Source organism: Idiomarina sp. D18, assembly GCF_057748155.1.
Map to the genome: position 1 here is coordinate 441,180 of NZ_CM173240.1, position 14,741 is coordinate 455,920.

24 protein-coding genes are annotated in these 14,741 nt (G+C 46.6%); 18 read left to right on the forward strand and 6 right to left on the reverse strand.

What is annotated here, in order from left to right; genetic code table 11:
- Positions 1 to 9 precede the first annotated feature (9 nt).
- From rplB to AC3AP5_RS02045, 8 genes are all read left to right on the forward strand, one after another.
- Entirely contained in the window at positions 10 to 834 is an 825-nt protein-coding gene (gene rplB / locus AC3AP5_RS02010; protein ID WP_110574985.1) for a 50S ribosomal protein L2, read from the forward strand.
- 16 nt (positions 835 to 850) lie between these two features.
- Complete coding sequence (gene rpsS / locus AC3AP5_RS02015; protein ID WP_026860408.1) at positions 851 to 1,129, forward strand: 30S ribosomal protein S19; 279 nt, start codon at positions 851 to 853, stop codon at positions 1,127 to 1,129.
- A 13-nt stretch (positions 1,130 to 1,142) separates the two neighbouring features.
- Positions 1,143 to 1,475, forward strand: coding sequence for a 50S ribosomal protein L22 (gene rplV, locus AC3AP5_RS02020; protein WP_006956456.1), 333 nt, complete (start codon positions 1,143 to 1,145; stop codon positions 1,473 to 1,475).
- Between the two features lie 10 nt (positions 1,476 to 1,485).
- Positions 1,486 to 2,166 carry a 30S ribosomal protein S3 gene (gene rpsC, locus AC3AP5_RS02025; RefSeq protein WP_006956455.1) on the forward strand — a complete coding sequence of 227 codons (681 nt, stop codon included), beginning with the start codon at positions 1,486 to 1,488 and terminating at the stop codon, positions 2,164 to 2,166.
- Positions 2,167 to 2,177: 11 nt separating this feature from the next.
- Entirely contained in the window at positions 2,178 to 2,591 is a 414-nt protein-coding gene (gene rplP / locus AC3AP5_RS02030) for a 50S ribosomal protein L16 (RefSeq protein ID WP_006956454.1), read from the forward strand.
- Positions 2,591 to 2,782 carry a 50S ribosomal protein L29 gene (gene rpmC / locus AC3AP5_RS02035; RefSeq protein ID WP_006956453.1) on the forward strand — a complete coding sequence of 64 codons (192 nt, stop codon included), beginning with the start codon at positions 2,591 to 2,593 and terminating at the stop codon, positions 2,780 to 2,782. Before rplP ends, rpmC begins: the two co-directional genes overlap by 1 nt.
- Entirely contained in the window at positions 2,782 to 3,045 is a 264-nt protein-coding gene (gene rpsQ / locus AC3AP5_RS02040) for a 30S ribosomal protein S17 (RefSeq protein ID WP_006956452.1), read from the forward strand. Before rpmC ends, rpsQ begins: the two co-directional genes overlap by 1 nt.
- 136 nt (positions 3,046 to 3,181) lie before the next feature.
- Positions 3,182 to 4,603: a hypothetical protein gene (locus AC3AP5_RS02045; RefSeq protein WP_006956451.1), complete on the forward strand. Its 1,422-nt coding sequence runs from the start codon at positions 3,182 to 3,184 to the stop codon at positions 4,601 to 4,603.
- A 50-nt stretch (positions 4,604 to 4,653) separates the two neighbouring features.
- On the opposite strand, the gene AC3AP5_RS02050 is transcribed toward AC3AP5_RS02045, so the two are convergent.
- The 6 genes from AC3AP5_RS02050 to AC3AP5_RS02075 are packed head-to-tail and all read right to left on the reverse strand — an operon-like array spanning position 4,654 to position 10,445.
- Positions 4,654 to 5,028 carry a Na+/H+ antiporter subunit G gene (locus AC3AP5_RS02050; protein ID WP_006956450.1) on the reverse strand — a complete coding sequence of 125 codons (375 nt, stop codon included), beginning with the start codon at positions 5,026 to 5,028 and terminating at the stop codon, positions 4,654 to 4,656.
- Between the two features lie 12 nt (positions 5,029 to 5,040).
- The gene (locus AC3AP5_RS02055; protein ID WP_006956449.1) at positions 5,041 to 5,310 is read right to left on the reverse strand and encodes a K+/H+ antiporter subunit F; all 270 of its coding nucleotides are present in this window, start codon (positions 5,308 to 5,310) and stop codon (positions 5,041 to 5,043) included.
- Positions 5,304 to 5,792: a Na+/H+ antiporter subunit E gene (locus tag AC3AP5_RS02060; protein WP_006956448.1), complete on the reverse strand. Its 489-nt coding sequence runs from the start codon at positions 5,790 to 5,792 to the stop codon at positions 5,304 to 5,306. The genes AC3AP5_RS02055 and AC3AP5_RS02060 overlap by 7 nt, the downstream gene beginning before the upstream one ends.
- Positions 5,785 to 7,317, reverse strand: coding sequence for a monovalent cation/H+ antiporter subunit D (locus AC3AP5_RS02065; RefSeq protein ID WP_006956447.1), 1,533 nt, complete (start codon positions 7,315 to 7,317; stop codon positions 5,785 to 5,787). Before AC3AP5_RS02065 ends, AC3AP5_RS02060 begins: the two co-directional genes overlap by 8 nt.
- On the reverse strand, positions 7,317 to 7,655 hold the full coding sequence (locus tag AC3AP5_RS02070; protein ID WP_006956446.1) for a Na+/H+ antiporter subunit C: 339 nt from the start codon (positions 7,653 to 7,655) through the stop codon (positions 7,317 to 7,319). The genes AC3AP5_RS02065 and AC3AP5_RS02070 overlap by 1 nt, the downstream gene beginning before the upstream one ends.
- A complete protein-coding gene (locus AC3AP5_RS02075; protein WP_006956445.1) occupies positions 7,656 to 10,445 on the reverse strand; it encodes a monovalent cation/H+ antiporter subunit A in 2,790 nt (929 codons plus the stop codon).
- Between the two features lie 258 nt (positions 10,446 to 10,703).
- Here AC3AP5_RS02075 and rplN point away from each other — a divergent pair, with 258 nt between their 5' ends.
- Genes rplN through rplO form a run of 10 tightly spaced genes read left to right on the forward strand, consistent with a single transcriptional unit; the run spans position 10,704 to position 14,741 of the window.
- Positions 10,704 to 11,072, forward strand: coding sequence for a 50S ribosomal protein L14 (gene rplN, locus AC3AP5_RS02080; protein ID WP_006956444.1), 369 nt, complete (start codon positions 10,704 to 10,706; stop codon positions 11,070 to 11,072).
- Between the two features lie 10 nt (positions 11,073 to 11,082).
- On the forward strand, positions 11,083 to 11,397 hold the full coding sequence (gene rplX / locus AC3AP5_RS02085; RefSeq protein WP_006956443.1) for a 50S ribosomal protein L24: 315 nt from the start codon (positions 11,083 to 11,085) through the stop codon (positions 11,395 to 11,397).
- A gap of 20 nt (positions 11,398 to 11,417) precedes the next feature.
- The gene (gene rplE / locus AC3AP5_RS02090) at positions 11,418 to 11,957 is read left to right on the forward strand and encodes a 50S ribosomal protein L5 (RefSeq protein ID WP_006956442.1); all 540 of its coding nucleotides are present in this window, start codon (positions 11,418 to 11,420) and stop codon (positions 11,955 to 11,957) included.
- Between the two features lie 11 nt (positions 11,958 to 11,968).
- Positions 11,969 to 12,274, forward strand: coding sequence for a 30S ribosomal protein S14 (rpsN, locus tag AC3AP5_RS02095; RefSeq protein ID WP_071463929.1), 306 nt, complete (start codon positions 11,969 to 11,971; stop codon positions 12,272 to 12,274).
- Positions 12,275 to 12,300: 26 nt separating this feature from the next.
- A complete protein-coding gene (gene rpsH, locus AC3AP5_RS02100) occupies positions 12,301 to 12,693 on the forward strand; it encodes a 30S ribosomal protein S8 (protein ID WP_006956440.1) in 393 nt (130 codons plus the stop codon).
- A gap of 14 nt (positions 12,694 to 12,707) precedes the next feature.
- On the forward strand, positions 12,708 to 13,241 hold the full coding sequence (gene rplF, locus AC3AP5_RS02105; RefSeq protein ID WP_006956439.1) for a 50S ribosomal protein L6: 534 nt from the start codon (positions 12,708 to 12,710) through the stop codon (positions 13,239 to 13,241).
- Positions 13,242 to 13,250: 9 nt separating this feature from the next.
- On the forward strand, positions 13,251 to 13,604 hold the full coding sequence (rplR, locus tag AC3AP5_RS02110) for a 50S ribosomal protein L18 (protein WP_006956438.1): 354 nt from the start codon (positions 13,251 to 13,253) through the stop codon (positions 13,602 to 13,604).
- A gap of 9 nt (positions 13,605 to 13,613) precedes the next feature.
- A complete protein-coding gene (gene rpsE / locus AC3AP5_RS02115; protein ID WP_006956437.1) occupies positions 13,614 to 14,114 on the forward strand; it encodes a 30S ribosomal protein S5 in 501 nt (166 codons plus the stop codon).
- A gap of 6 nt (positions 14,115 to 14,120) precedes the next feature.
- Complete coding sequence (rpmD, locus tag AC3AP5_RS02120; protein ID WP_006956436.1) at positions 14,121 to 14,303, forward strand: 50S ribosomal protein L30; 183 nt, start codon at positions 14,121 to 14,123, stop codon at positions 14,301 to 14,303.
- Between the two features lie 3 nt (positions 14,304 to 14,306).
- Positions 14,307 to 14,741, forward strand: a complete 435-nt coding sequence (rplO, locus tag AC3AP5_RS02125; protein WP_006956435.1) for a 50S ribosomal protein L15 — start codon at positions 14,307 to 14,309, stop codon at positions 14,739 to 14,741.

The following is a 14,741-nucleotide window of genomic DNA, read 5'->3' on the forward strand; positions in this document are numbered from 1 at the left end:
GGAATTATCATGGCTGTAGTTAAAAGTAAGCCTACGTCTCCGGGTCAACGCCACGTCGTAAAAGTCGTCGGTCAGGACCTGTACAAAGGCAAGCCTTTTGCTCCATTGCTGGACAAAAACAGCAAGAAGGGCGGTCGTAATAACAATGGACGTATCACTGTACGTCACATCGGCGGTGGTCATAAACATCACTACCGTATTATCGACTTTAAGCGTAATAAAGACGGTATCCCTGCAAAGGTAGAGCGTATTGAATACGATCCTAACCGTTCAGCGAATATCGCATTGGTATTGTACGCAGACGGTGAGCGTCGCTACATTTTGGCTCCTAAGAACTTGAATGTGGGCGACCGCATTGCTTCAGGTTCTGATGCGCCAATTAAAGCGGGTAACAGCTTACCTATGCGCAACATCCCAGTAGGTACTGTAGTACACGCAATCGAAATGCAACCAGGTAAAGGTGCACAGCTGGCTCGTTCAGCAGGTGCGTATGGCCAAATCCTGGCGCGTGATGGTGCATATGTCACTATCCGTTTGCGTTCTGGCGAAATGCGCCGTGTACAGTCTGAAGGTCGAGCGACCATCGGTGAAGTGGGTAACGCAGAACACATGCTGCGTCAATTGGGTAAAGCGGGCGCGAAGCGCTGGCGTGGTGTTCGTCCTACCGTTCGTGGTGTGGCGATGAACCCAGTTGATCACCCGCACGGTGGTGGTGAAGGTCGTACTTCTGGTGGTCGTCACCCAGTGACACCTTGGGGTACTCCGACTAAGGGCTACAAAACCCGTAAGAACAAGCGTACTGATAAGTTCATCGTACGCCGTCGCAACAAATAAGAGTTGAGGATTTAACATGCCACGTTCTCTTAAAAAAGGTCCATTTATTGACCTTCACCTGCTAAATAAGGTGGAGAAAGCGTTGGAAGCCGGGGATAAAAAGCCAATTAAGACTTGGTCCCGTCGTTCAATGATTATTCCAGATATGATCGGCTTGACTATCGCTGTACACAACGGTCGTCAGCACGTACCGGTATTCGTTTCTGACGAAATGATCGGTCATAAGCTGGGTGAATTCGCACCAACCCGTACTTATCGCGGCCATGCTGCTGATAAGAAAGCGAAGAAACGGTAAGAGGTAGAAAGTGATGGAAGCTATTGCTAAACACCAATTCGCCCGCGTTTCTGCTCAGAAAGGCCGTTTGGTTGCTGACCAAATTCGCGGTTTGCCAGTTGAAAAAGCACTGGACATTCTTGCGTACAGCCCTAAAGCAGCCGCTGGCTTGGTTAAGAAAGTACTTGAGTCAGCGATCGCTAACGCGGAGCACAACGAAGGTGCGGACATCGATGAGCTGAAAGTGGCTCGCGTCTTCGTCGACGAAGGTCCGACCATGAAGCGTATCAAGCCACGTGCCAAAGGCCGTGCGGATCGTATCTTTAAGCGCACCAGCCACATTACTGTGGTCGTGTCGGATAGCTAGGAGATAAATTATGGGTCAGAAAGTACATCCTAATGGTATTCGCCTAGGTATCTCCAGACCATGGAATGCAACCTGGTATGCGAATACAAACGAATTTGCTGACAACTTGCACAGTGATCATCAGGTACGTAAGTTCCTGACTAAAGAACTACGCAACGCATCAGTATCTCGTATCGTTATCGAGCGTCCAGCTAAGAGTGTTCGTGTGACTATTCATACTGCACGCCCTGGCGTTGTTATCGGTAAAAAAGGTGAAGACGTTGAAAAGCTTCGCCAACAAGTTCAGAAGTTGACTGGCGCTCCGTCGCAAATCAACATTTCTGAAGTGCGTAAGCCAGAATTGGATGCGCAACTTGTTGCTGATAATATCTCAGGTCAGTTGGAACGTCGTGTTATGTTCCGTCGTGCTATGAAGCGCGCTGTTCAAAACGCTATCCGTCTTGGTGCTAAAGGTATCAAGGTCGAAGTAAGCGGTCGTTTGGGCGGTGCAGAGATTGCACGTACTGAGTGGTACCGTGAAGGACGCGTTCCTCTGCACACACTTCGTGCAGACATCGATTACGCAACTTCTGAAGCGAATACCACTTACGGTATCATCGGCGTTAAAGTTTGGATTTTCCGTGGCGAAGTTCTTGGTGGACTTCCAACCGAGGAAAAACCAGCTCCAAAACGCGGCAAAAACCGTAAGTAAGGGGAGACGATATGTTACAACCAAAGCGTACAAAATTCCGTAAGGTTCACACAGGCCGTAACCGTGGTCTTGCGCAATCAGGTAACAAAGTCAGCTTCGGAAGCTTCGGACTAAAAGCAGTTGACCGTGGTCGTATGACTGCGCGTCAAATCGAAGCCGGCCGTCGTGCGATGACTCGTCACGTTAAGCGTCAAGGTAAAATCTGGATCCGTGTATTCCCAGACAAGCCTATTACCAAGAAGCCATTAGAAGTTCGTATGGGTAAAGGTAAAGGTAACGTTGAATACTGGGTAGCACAGATTCAGCCAGGTCGCGTACTGTACGAAATGGACGGTGTTTCTGAAGAACTGGCACGTGAAGCGTTCCGCCTTGCGGCACGTAAATTGCCATTCAAAACCACTTTTGTTACTCGGACGGTAATGTGATGAAAGCAAGTGAACTTAAAGAAAAAACCGTTGAGCAGCTGCAAGAAGAATTGCTGAACTTGCGTCGTGAGCAGTTCAACCTGCGTATGCAAGCGGCAACAGGTCAGCTGAATCAGACTCACATGATGAAGCAAGTACGTCGCGATATCGCACGTATTAAAACCATCTTAAATGAGAAGGCAGGTGCGTAATGGCTGAAGAAAAACGTGTTCGTACACTGCAAGGCAAAGTTGTGAGCGACAAGATGGATAAAACCATCACTGTAGCGGTAGAGCGTCGTGTTAAGCACCCGATCTACGGCAAATACATCTCGCGTACAACTAAAGTACACGCACATGATGAAGAGAATCAGTGCAAGATGGGCGATACCGTGATTGTTCGCGAATCACGCCCTCTTTCCAAGAATAAATCTTGGGCATTGCTCGAAATCGTTGAACGTGCTGAAATTGTCTAATTGCAGTTCGTAACAATATATACAAAGGCCTCCCTTGCGGAGGTCTTTTTTTTGATCTAAATAAAGTTTATTACGGTATACTTTATGACAAAATAATAACGTTACCCGTATTTTCATCTAAAGTAAGGAGCACAACATGACGAAAAGTTGGGTGCTAGCCGCCTCAATGCTGGCTGCCAGCCCAGTCTACGCTGTACCGATGCAGCAGGATCAGGAGTCGGTTCAGCAGGAGATTGAGGCATTAAAGCAAAAGCTGGCAGATCTCGAGGCGCGTTTAGCTAAGCAAGAAAAAGCTAAAGAAAAAATGAAGGAACATCATCAAGAGATGATGTCCAAAAAAGATTATGCTAATAAATCCAAACGGTCTCGTCGTATGCAAAGCGAAGAAGTGGCTGATTCAGGGGTTCAGGCACGCTTAGCTAAGCTCGAAGAGAAAACGGAAGAAAACGAAAATTGGCCAATTAAAGTACACGGTGCCGTTCGTTTTCAATACGAATACAATAACTATGACCGTGACAATGAAAACCGCACGGGCGACCTAGATTTTGATATTTTCCGTTTGAATTTTGATGGTGAAATCGGTGACGTTATTCTCTCTGCTGAATACCGCTGGTTCCAGTATCAAGACGTCGTGAAGCACGCTTGGTTTGGGTACAACTTTACCGATAAGTGGCAAGGCCAAATTGGCGTTGTTAAAGTGCCATTTGGTAATATGCCTTACAACTCTCACAGCTACTTTTTCAACTCAACATTTTATATTGGGCTAGAGGATGAGCACGATAACGGTATTAGATTCCTTTACCGCGGTGATGACTGGGATTTCGATATCGCTTATCACAAGTCCGATGAACAGGGTGGTGTTGATGGCTCAGCAACAGACCGTACAGCGCGTTACAACTACGATACTGTAGGTATTCGTCTGCCGGGTCAGGGCGCTTATGACACACCTGGGTTACCGATTGGTGAAAGCAATAGTTATGCATTGCGTGCCGCTCGCAAGTTTACGTTCAGTGATGAAGAAAACTTAGAGATCGGTGTATCGGCTCAAGGTAATAATTTCTATTCAGGTTCGGCGGCTGAAGGCTTTACTGCTGCACAAGAATATGAAAACCAAAACGTCGGTAATCGTTTTGCATGGGGTGTTCACGGTAACTACAACAATGGTCCTTGGAATGTTCAGCTACAGTACGCTGACTACGAGTATGACTTAAAGGTTGAAAATCGTGGCGTCTACATGGGTGCCTATGCCTACTATGATGCTATCCCAACTGAAGCCAAAGTTTATACAGGGAATGTGGCCTATACGTTGCCGGTAAACATTGGACCGATAACTTCGCTTACATTCTATAATGATCATAGCATTATAACCGATAAGCGCGGCTACCAGGACGATACTTGGATGAATGTTCTAGGCGTCGCCGTAGCAGCAGGCGGTGGTTTTTATACGTATATCGATTACGTGAAGGCCAAGAACCAACCGTTCATTGGAGGCAATATTGCTACTGATGGTGGTGAAGTAAATGATCGCTTTAATATTAACTTTGGTTATTACTTCTAAGGGTTAGTTACTTTGATCCAACGCAGAAAGTGGCGCCTCGGCGCCACTTTTTATTTGTCTGTTTCATGTTGATAGGCGTCTTCTTTATCACGCAAATCTCGTGTCGGCGCAAATTTTGGGAGCTCGGTGTGAAGCGCTGCTTTGGCAAGAATGTGAGCACTGATAGGAGCAGTTAGAAATAGGAAAATGGCTATCAGCAACTCGTTGAGTGTGAGAGTGCCCTGTGCCGAGGTCGATATGATTGCTGCTATTACTGTCCCACCAATTCCCATGGTAGTATTTTTAGTTGGCGCATGTAGGCGTGTAAAAAAGTCAGGTAATATTGCAAGACCAAGCGAACCGATGAAGGCAAATACCGCACCAATTAAGATGAAGAAAGCGATCACCCACTGTACCCACAACGGTAATTGATTTAAAGCTTCCATTGGTTTCCTCTTTTATTCAATTAAATCACCACGGAGTAAAAACTTACCCGCTGCAATCGTGCTAACAAAACCAAACATTGCAATCAAAAGAGCTGCTTCGAAATATGTTTGTGTATTTTGATAGATGCCGAGTAACAACAGCAGTGCTAACGAGTTTATATACACTGTATCCAGTGCAAGAATTCGGTCGGGTAGATGAGGACCTTTAGCAAGCCGCCAGAAGTTCATTATAATCGACAAACTAAACAGTACGAACGCTATGTGAATTACAGTCGTTAGCATTGGAATATCTCCTTCAAGCGACGCTCGTAGCGCTGACGTATCACGTTAATCGTTTCTTCTGGTGTCTCGTCAGAAAAAGCATGGATTAGTATGCCTCGGCGACCCCGAGTAATTTCGCAAGACACTGTTCCAGGGGTCAGAGTAATAGTGCTCGCCAAAATTGTTACAGGCAGTTCGTCTGTCATATCCAGAGGGAATACAAACAAAGCAGGTTTGAGGTGCTTTCTACGGCCTAAGATTAAAGCAGCCACTTTAAAGTTGGCCACGATAATATCGAAAATCAAAATAACGAGATAGACCAGCGCCAAATGTGGCTTTTTAATAGTTTTAAAATCAGGCCAAGCGGGCCGTAACAAAAGCGGTATTAAGGTCGTTATAATTAAACCTAGGATCACCACACCAGGTGCTATTGAATTAAATAGCAGCAACCATATGGCAAATAAGCTTAGTGTTAGAAATGGAGCTGGAAACACTTTACTCATATTGGTTCTCCTCGCCGCTACTAGGCGCAATGACTGTGGTCGGGTAAGATTGCGTATCGAGTAACTCGTCAGCAACACTATCGGTGTAGTCACGGATAGGGTTAGCAAATATAGTTAATATCAATGAGAGCGATAATAACATCCCGATTGCCACACGCTTTCCTATAGGAGCTGATTGTTCATTCGGTTTACCCTGCAGAGTATGCCAAATCATTTTACTACCAGTTCGGCTCATCATTATTAACATCACTAAGGTGGCAAGTAGCATTGTCCCCCACAACCAAAAACCACTCGTTGAGACCGGTGCGGCTTGTAAAATCATGAGTTTCCCAGCAAATCCACTTAATGGAGGTAAGCCGATAATTGCGATGGCCGCAATCAGAAACATAACGGCGTAGGTGTTGTGATTTGCCATACGTTTGCCTGTAACGATACGAGAAGCTGTTTTTCCACGTTCGAATGCCATGACGTCGGCAAGCAAAAACAAAGCGCCTGTGATCACTGTTGAATGAATTAAATAGAACAGGGCTGTACTGATTCCCGCAGCAGAGCTAAAGCTATAAGTTGCTAATAGTGTGCCTACCGAAACGATAACTAAATAAGCAACAAGTAATCTAAAGTCACGGGTACCTAGCATGCCAATAATGCCAAATATTAACGTCAATATACCGAGTATCCATAGCCAGTCTGCTGCGAGCCAAACGAGTTCGTTCGCCTCGGGCCCAAAGATAAGTGTGTAGACACGAATGATTGAATAGACGCCGACTTTGGTCATTATTGCGAAGAGCGCAGCAACCACTCCCGTGGTCGTCGAATAGGCCTGCGGTAGCCAAAAGTGTAGCGGAAGAATCGCTGCTTTAATACCAAACACAGCGAGCAACATGAAGCCTCCAGCTCTCGCCAATGCGGCCTCGTCACCTGATAACTGAGCCACCTTAACCGCCATATCGGCCATGTTAAGTGTACCCGTTGTTGCATATAAGGTGCCCACACTAATCAAAAATAGTGCACTACCGAGCAAGTTTAGTAGTACATAATGGAGCGTCGAACGTACCCGGAATTTGCCACCGCCATGCATCATTAGTCCGTATGACGAGATTAGTAACACCTCGAAAAAGACAAATAAGTTAAAAAGATCGCCCGTGGCAAAGGCGCCGATGATGCCCATTACCTGGAACTGGAAAAGTGCATGGAAATGGGAGCCTAGATTATCTTCGGTATAACAACCATAGATCAGCACCGGCAGTGCTAATACAGCGGTTAATAGGATCATTAAGGTACTGAGTTTATCCAGTACAAGTACAATACCAAAGGGAGCTGACCAGTCACCCAAAGCATAGACTAACATGCCGTTTTGGTTAACGTGCACAAGTAATAATGCGGCACAAACGAGCGTAAGAATACTTGATGCTAAACCAAGCGCGCGCCGTTTAGGCTGAGGACGGTCGCCCCAGGGTAATAGCTGCAGTAGCGCTGTGAATAAGGGTATCAGTATTGGTAAAATTGCTAGGTGTTGTTGCCACATCAGCGTGAAGACTCCCCACTATCTTGTTCGTTCACTTCATCCGTTCCAATTTCACCCCGTGTACGAACCGCCAAAATGACAGAGTACGCGGTCATCGCAAAACCTATTACAATTGCCGTCAGCACGAGTGCCTGCGGTAACGGATCGGCGTATTCGGTGTTCGTACCTAAGATAGGTGCACCGTCAATGGTGAGCCTGCCTGTGGAAAATAGGAATAAGTTGACCGCATACGAGAGCATGGTTATTCCAACCACGACAGGAAATGAACGACCTCTTAGGATCAGAAATACACTGCAGGCGGTTAAAACACCAACGGTCACTGAGAATAATGTTTCCATCTAGTTCCCCTCCTGACGCGGACGATGACGCGTTGTCATTTTCCCAAAGTTACTTAAAATCATCATGGTGGCTCCAATTACGGTTAGGAATACCCCCAAATCGAACAATAACGCAGTTGCGAATTCAAACTTACCAACAAGCGGCCATTTTAAATATGTGAACCAAGAGGTAAGGAAGGGCCGGTCGAAGAACCAACTACCAACGCCTGTTAATGCCGCAATCATCACGCCAAACGACATGAGTGATTGGTAATTTACATTAAATCGTTCCTTCACCCAGTCTACACCGTTAGCAATGTACTGGAGGATCATTGCTGAGGCCGCGATAAGACCGGCGATAAAGCCCCCTCCGGGCAGATTATGGCCGCGCAGGAAGATGTAGACCGCTACCACCATTGCCATCGGAAGGATTAAGTTCGCAACGTTAGTGAGCATCAGCGGGTGTTTGATACGATGCCATGGTCGTCCATCAATATCGCTCGACGGCATGAACGGTTTGAGCTTATTGAGTAACTTATGAATTCCCGCTGCGGCAATAGCTAAAACTGTAATTTCACCGAGAGTGTCGAAGCCACGAAAGTCGACTAGGATAAGGTTGACGACGTTAGTGCCACCACCGCCTGTTTTTGCATTCGCAATGAAAAAATCTGAAATCGTTTCAAAGTCACTCGTCAGGATCCCGTAGTTTAGTGTTGCAACTATACCACCGATTAAACTTGCGATTAAAATATCACGAAATACACGATGCCCGGTTGACGCGCGGGCTGTTTTCTGCGGCATAAAAAATAATGCAAGTACCATGAGAATAATGCTGACTACTTCGACGACCAGCTGTGTCATAGCGAGATCGGGGGCCGAGAAATGCGCGAAGGATATCGATACCACAAGCCCGACGACTGAAAGCATCATAAGCATAATAAAACGGTGACGATGCAAAACAGCCGTGGCAAAGCCTGCAACCATGAGCACAGAAGCACCGACAATAGAAACAAAGTCAACGGGCAGTTGTTCTCTCGAGCCTTCCAAAGTCACTATTTCAAACAACTGCGGAATTACCAGTACGATGACGGAAATAAGTACTAACGCCATGTAGCGCTGTAACGAGCCCGTATCTATATACGTGAACAACTTGTTGGCACTATCGCATATCGACTGCACGATACGCTCGAAGTTATGCTTGGCATCTTGCCCTTCAAACTGACGATTAAACGTAAACAGTTGATCGCGCTGGCTGTAGATAACAATACCACCTACAATAGCGACGGCGCTCATCAACAGTGGGAGGTTGAAACCATGCCAGAGTGCCAGTTTTACCGTTATGTTATCGAGTACAACACTACTTACTGCTTGGTTTAATATACCGGACACCGTGAGCATTGGGAGTAGCCCTATGATAATGCACATGAGTGACAATATAAGAACCGGCAATGCCATCATTTTCGGCGGGTCATGAGGTTGTTTTGGAAGCTCCTTGTATCCACCATTAAAAAACACATCATGAATAAACCGAATAGAATAAGCGACCGATAGTGCTGCGCCCACGGTGGCGAGTACAGGAACAAACCAACTTAATCCACCGAACAGATGTTGGTTGAGAGCTTGATCCAAAAAAAGCTCTTTAGACATAAAACCGTTAAAAGGAGGCACGCCAGCCATCGATGCAGTGACGATCATCGCAAGCGTCGCGGTAATCGGCATAAACTTGAGTAGACCTTGTAGCTTGCGCATATCTCGCGTGCCAGCCTCATGGTCAATTATGCCGGCGGTCATAAATAACCCAGCCTTGAAACACGCGTGATTAATCACGTGGAATAGCGCCGCGATCACAGCAGCCTGTGAGCCAATTCCAAGCAACATACAAATAAGGCCTAAATGGCTTACCGTTGAGAAGGCCAATAACCCTTTTAAGTCGTGTTTAAGTAGTGCGAAATAAGCACCGACTAACATTGTGATCAGACCAATGAGCGTAACAGTAATAAACCAAAACTCGGTTCCCGCCAGAGCAGGGTGCATGCGCGCAAGCAAAAATATACCGGCTTTAACCATCGTGGCTGAGTGCAAGTAAGCACTTACAGGCGTTGGTGCAGCCATAGCATGAGGCAACCAAAACTGAAATGGAAATTGAGCTGACTTAGTAAATGCGCCCAACAATACCAGAATGAGTGCAGGGATATATAAACTGTGTGCTTGAATTGCGTCTTTCGCGGCAAATATTGCGTCCAACTGGTAGCTACCGGCAATATGCCCAATAATCAGCAAGCCAGCGAGCAGTGCTAGTCCACCGGCGCCTGTTGTTGCAAGTGCCATGCGCGCGCCACGACGAGCGTCACTTTGATGATACCAATAACCTATCAACAAGAATGACGATATACTAGTGAGTTCCCAGAATGCCCACATCAACAGCACATTATCGGCTGTGACGATGCCAAGCATTGACGACATAAATAGTAATAAACAGGCGTAGAAACGACTGTCATTATCTTTACTAGACAAATAGTAATGGGCGTATAGGACAATCAACACACCGATACCGAGAATAAGGCTAACGAACAGGAGCGATAAGCCGTCCAGACGGAAGGCAAGGTCAAAATCAATATTCGGTAGCCACTGCTGTATGGCTGTGGGAATATCTCCTGCCAGCGTTTGCTGGGCAAGTGGCCATGCAACCAAAATGCATGAGATGGGTATTGCAATCGTCGCTATCGTCTTTACAGGTCGACTCGTTCGTCGAAGCAGTAAAGGAATCAAAGCACCAATCATTGGCGCGAACACAATATAAAATAGGTTCATAAGCTAAAACGTCTGGCCTCGGTTGCTATTCCACAGAACTGTACAAGTCAAACACAAACAATGTTTTACGACTTTACCATTGTAAAGGATGAGTGCCAACTGATACCGGTCGAGATACGGTGATTAACAAAAAAAGTGAGATAACCCTATCGCTTCAAATTTTTATCTGTTACAATTCGCCGCCCTTTTTATAAGGGAAAAACCAAAAGGCAGCACGACCCGAGAGGGTCTGTTTTTTTAACTAAGCGGGGCACTGAAATGATCCAAATGCAAACTACCCTGGACGTTGCCGATAACTCCGGCGCGCGCAGCGTACAATGTATTAAGGTTCTAGGTGGTTCGCACCGCCGCTACGCGAACATCGGTGATATCATCAAAGTTACTGTCAAGGAAGCAATTCCGCGCGGTAAGGTGAAAAAAGGCGATGTTGTGAATGCGGTGGTCGTTCGCACCAGAAAAGGCGTCCGTCGTCAAGACGGGTCGGTCATCCGTTTTGACCGCAACGCGGCTGTGTTGTTAAACAACAACCAACAGCCAATTGGTACTCGTATCTTCGGTCCGGTAACTCGTGAGCTGCGTTCTGAGCAGTTTATGAAGATTATCTCGTTGGCACCAGAAGTTTTATAAGGAGTCCATTATGGCGGCAAAAATTAAACGTGATGACGAAGTAGTCGTCCTGGCCGGTAAGGACAAGGGCAAGCAAGGCAAAGTCCTTAAAGTTCTTACCGATAAGAATCGCGTGATTGTGGAAGGTGTTAACGTTGTCAAGAAACATCAAAAGCCAAATCCGGCTTTAGGTGAATCAGGTGGCATCGTTGAACAAGAAGCACCAATCCATATTTCAAACGTAGCGATCCTTAACCCAGAGACAGGTAAAGCAGATCGTGTTGGATTCCGATTCGAAGACGGCAAAAAAGTCCGTTTCTTCAAATCGAACAACGCAATCATTTAATTCAATTTTGGAGTTTTACGATGGCGAAACTGCATGATTTTTATAAAGAATCGGTAGTTCCTGGACTGATGAAAGAGTTCAGCTACAACAGCGTCATGCAAGTCCCTCGGATTGAGAAAATCACCCTTAACATGGGTGTTGGTGAAGCTCTGGCTGACAAAAAAGTACTTGATAATGCAGTGGCAGACTTAGAGGCTATCTCTGGTCAAAAGCCAATTCGTACTGTAGCACGCAAGTCTGTCGCCGGTTTCAAAATCCGTGAAGGCTTCCCGATTGGCTGTAAGGTAACTCTGCGCGGCGAGCGTATGTGGGACTTTTTGCAACGTCTAATCTCGATTGCAATTCCACGTATCCGTGACTTCCGTGGCCTCAACCCTAAGTCGTTTGATGGTCGTGGTAACTACAGCATGGGTGTTCGTGAGCAGATCATCTTTCCGGAAATCGACTATGACAAAGTCGACAAGGTACGTGGTCTGGATATCACCATTACCACTAATGCTGGCACAGATGACGAAGCTCGTGCTTTGCTAGCTGCCTTTAACTTCCCGTTCAGAAAGTAAGGTGTAGAGTTATGGCAAAACAGTCAATGAAAGCGCGTGACGCGAAGCGAGCAAAGCTTGCGTCAAAATACGCAGAAAAACGCAATGCACTGAAAGCGGTCATTAATGACCCGAAAGCATCAGACGAAGAGCGTTGGGAAGCCGTACTTAAATTGCAACAGCTCCCACGTGATGCCAGTCCGACACGTCAACGTAATCGTTGTCGTATTACTGGTCGTCCTCACGGTTTCCTCCGTAAGTTTGGCATGAGCCGAATCAAGGTGCGTGAGATGGCGATGCGCGGTGAAATTCCTGGCTTGAAAAAAGCTAGCTGGTAAGCCACGAATCACGGGAGAAAGCAAATATGAGCATGCAAGATCCAATTGCGGATATGTTCACACGCATTCGCAACGCTCAAGGTGCTAACAAAGTGTCAGTAAAGATGCCTTCATCTAAGCAAAAAGTGGCAATCGCCGAAGTGCTTAAGAAAGAAGGTTTCATTATTGATTACCGCACTGAGAGTACTGCTAAACCTGAGCTTGAAATCGAACTTAAATACTTCGAAGGAAAGCCAGTTATTGAATCTATCGAGCGCGTTAGTCGTCCTGGTCTGCGTATTTACAAAAAACGCAACGAGTTACCTAACGTGATGGGTGGTCTGGGTATCGCTGTTGTTTCAACATCGAAAGGCCTAATGACCGACCGTGCCGCTCGCCAAGCTGGTCTTGGTGGCGAAGTCATCGGTTACGTAGCGTAATTAGGAGGTAGGAGATGTCACGTGTTGCTAAAGCACCTATTGAGATTCCTGCTGGCGTTGAAGTTACGCTAAACGGTCAGGAAGTTACCATTAAGGGTGCCCAAGGCTCACTGAGTCACGTTGTTAACGACGCGGTAGAGCTTGTTCAAGAAGAGAACGAGCTACGCACTGTCCCACGCGATGGAGTTGCAAACTCTACTGCGCAAGCGGGCACTGCACGCGCGTTGTTAAACAATATGGTAGTTGGAGTAAGCAAAGGGTTTGAACGTAAGCTGCAATTGATGGGTGTTGGTTACCGTGCGCAAGCGCAAGGTAATAAATTGAACCTAACTTTGGGCTTTTCACATCCTGTAGAGTTCGAGATTCCAGCAGGAATCACAATCGAAACTCCTTCTCAAACTGAGGTTGTCGTTAAGGGCGCAAACAAGCAGCTTGTTGGACAAGTTGCCGCTAACATCCGCGCATATCGTAAACCAGAGCCTTACAAAGGCAAAGGTGTTCGTTATTCGGATGAGCAAGTGCGCCGTAAAGAAGCCAAGAAAAAGTAGGGTAATACGATGGACAAGAAAGCAGCTCGCTTACGTCGTGCTACTCGCGCACGTAAACAAATCAAAGAGTTGGGTGCAAACCGTCTGGTTGTACACCGTACGCCAAGACATATTTATGCACAGTTGATCGCACCTAACGGATCTGAAGTGCTAGCAGCCGCTTCGACGGTTGAAAAGGCGATCCGTGACCAAGTGGAAAAAACAGGTAATGCTGATGCCGCTAAGGTTGTGGGTAAAGTTATCGCTGAACGCGCGGTTGAAAAAGGTATCAAAGACGTTACTTTTGACCGCAGTGGTTTTAAATACCACGGTCGCGTTGCTGCATTAGCAGACGCTGCGCGTGAAGCTGGACTTCAGTTCTAGGAGACGAACATGGCAAATGTAGAAGCTCAAAACGGTGAACTGATTGAAAAGTTGATCACAGTTAATCGTGTAGCAAAAGTTGTTAAAGGTGGTCGTATCTTTAGCTTCACTGCACTGACTGTGGTTGGCGATGGTAAAGGCAAAGTCGGTTTCGGTTACGGCAAAGCACGTGAAGTGCCTGCTGCTATCCAGAAAGCGATGGAAAAAGCACGTCGCAACATGGTGACTGTGCAGCTTAAGGGTGAAACTTTACAGCACCCGGTTAAAGGCCGTCACTCAGGTTCACAGGTATATATGCAACCAGCCTCTGAAGGTACCGGTATCATCGCAGGTGGTGCGATGCGTGCGGTATTGGAAGTTGCAGGTGTACATAACGTGCTTTCAAAAGCATATGGTTCAACCAACCCAATCAACGTTGTTCGTGCAACTATTAAAGCATTGAACGACATGAAGTCGCCTGAGCAAGTTGCGGCTAAGCGTGGATTGCGCGTTGACGAGATACTGGGGTAGTGAACAATGGCGAAAAAGACATTAAAAGTAACACAGACGCGTAGCTCTATCGGTCGTTTACCGAAACATAAAGCTACACTACGTGGCTTGGGTCTCCGCCGTATTGGTCACACAGTAGAGTTGGAAGACACTGCTGCAGTCCGCGGTATGGTGAACCAAGTAATTTACATGGTTAAGGTGGAGGACTAAGCGATGAAACTTAATACTCTTGCTCCTGCACCGGGTGCAAAAAGCAGTAAGAAGCGCTTAGGTCGTGGTATTGGTTCTGGTCTCGGTAAGACTGGTGCTCGTGGTCACAAAGGTCAGAAGTCACGTTCTGGCGGTACCGTGAAGCCAGGTTTCGAGGGCGGTCAAATGCCAATTCAGCGTCGTTTGCCGAAATTTGGCTTTACTTCACGTAAAGCGGCATTAACAGCTGAAGTAAACCTAGCTGAGATCGCTAAAGTTGACGGCGATGTCGTTGACTTAGCAGCGCTTAAAGCGGCTAACTTAGTTCGTAAAGACGTTTTGACCGCTAAGGTCATTAAGTCGGGCGAAATCAGTCGTAAAGTAGCTGTTAAAGGTCTTAAAGTTACAAAAGGCGCTCGCGAAGCTATTGAAGCTGCTGGCGGAAACATCGAAGGATAG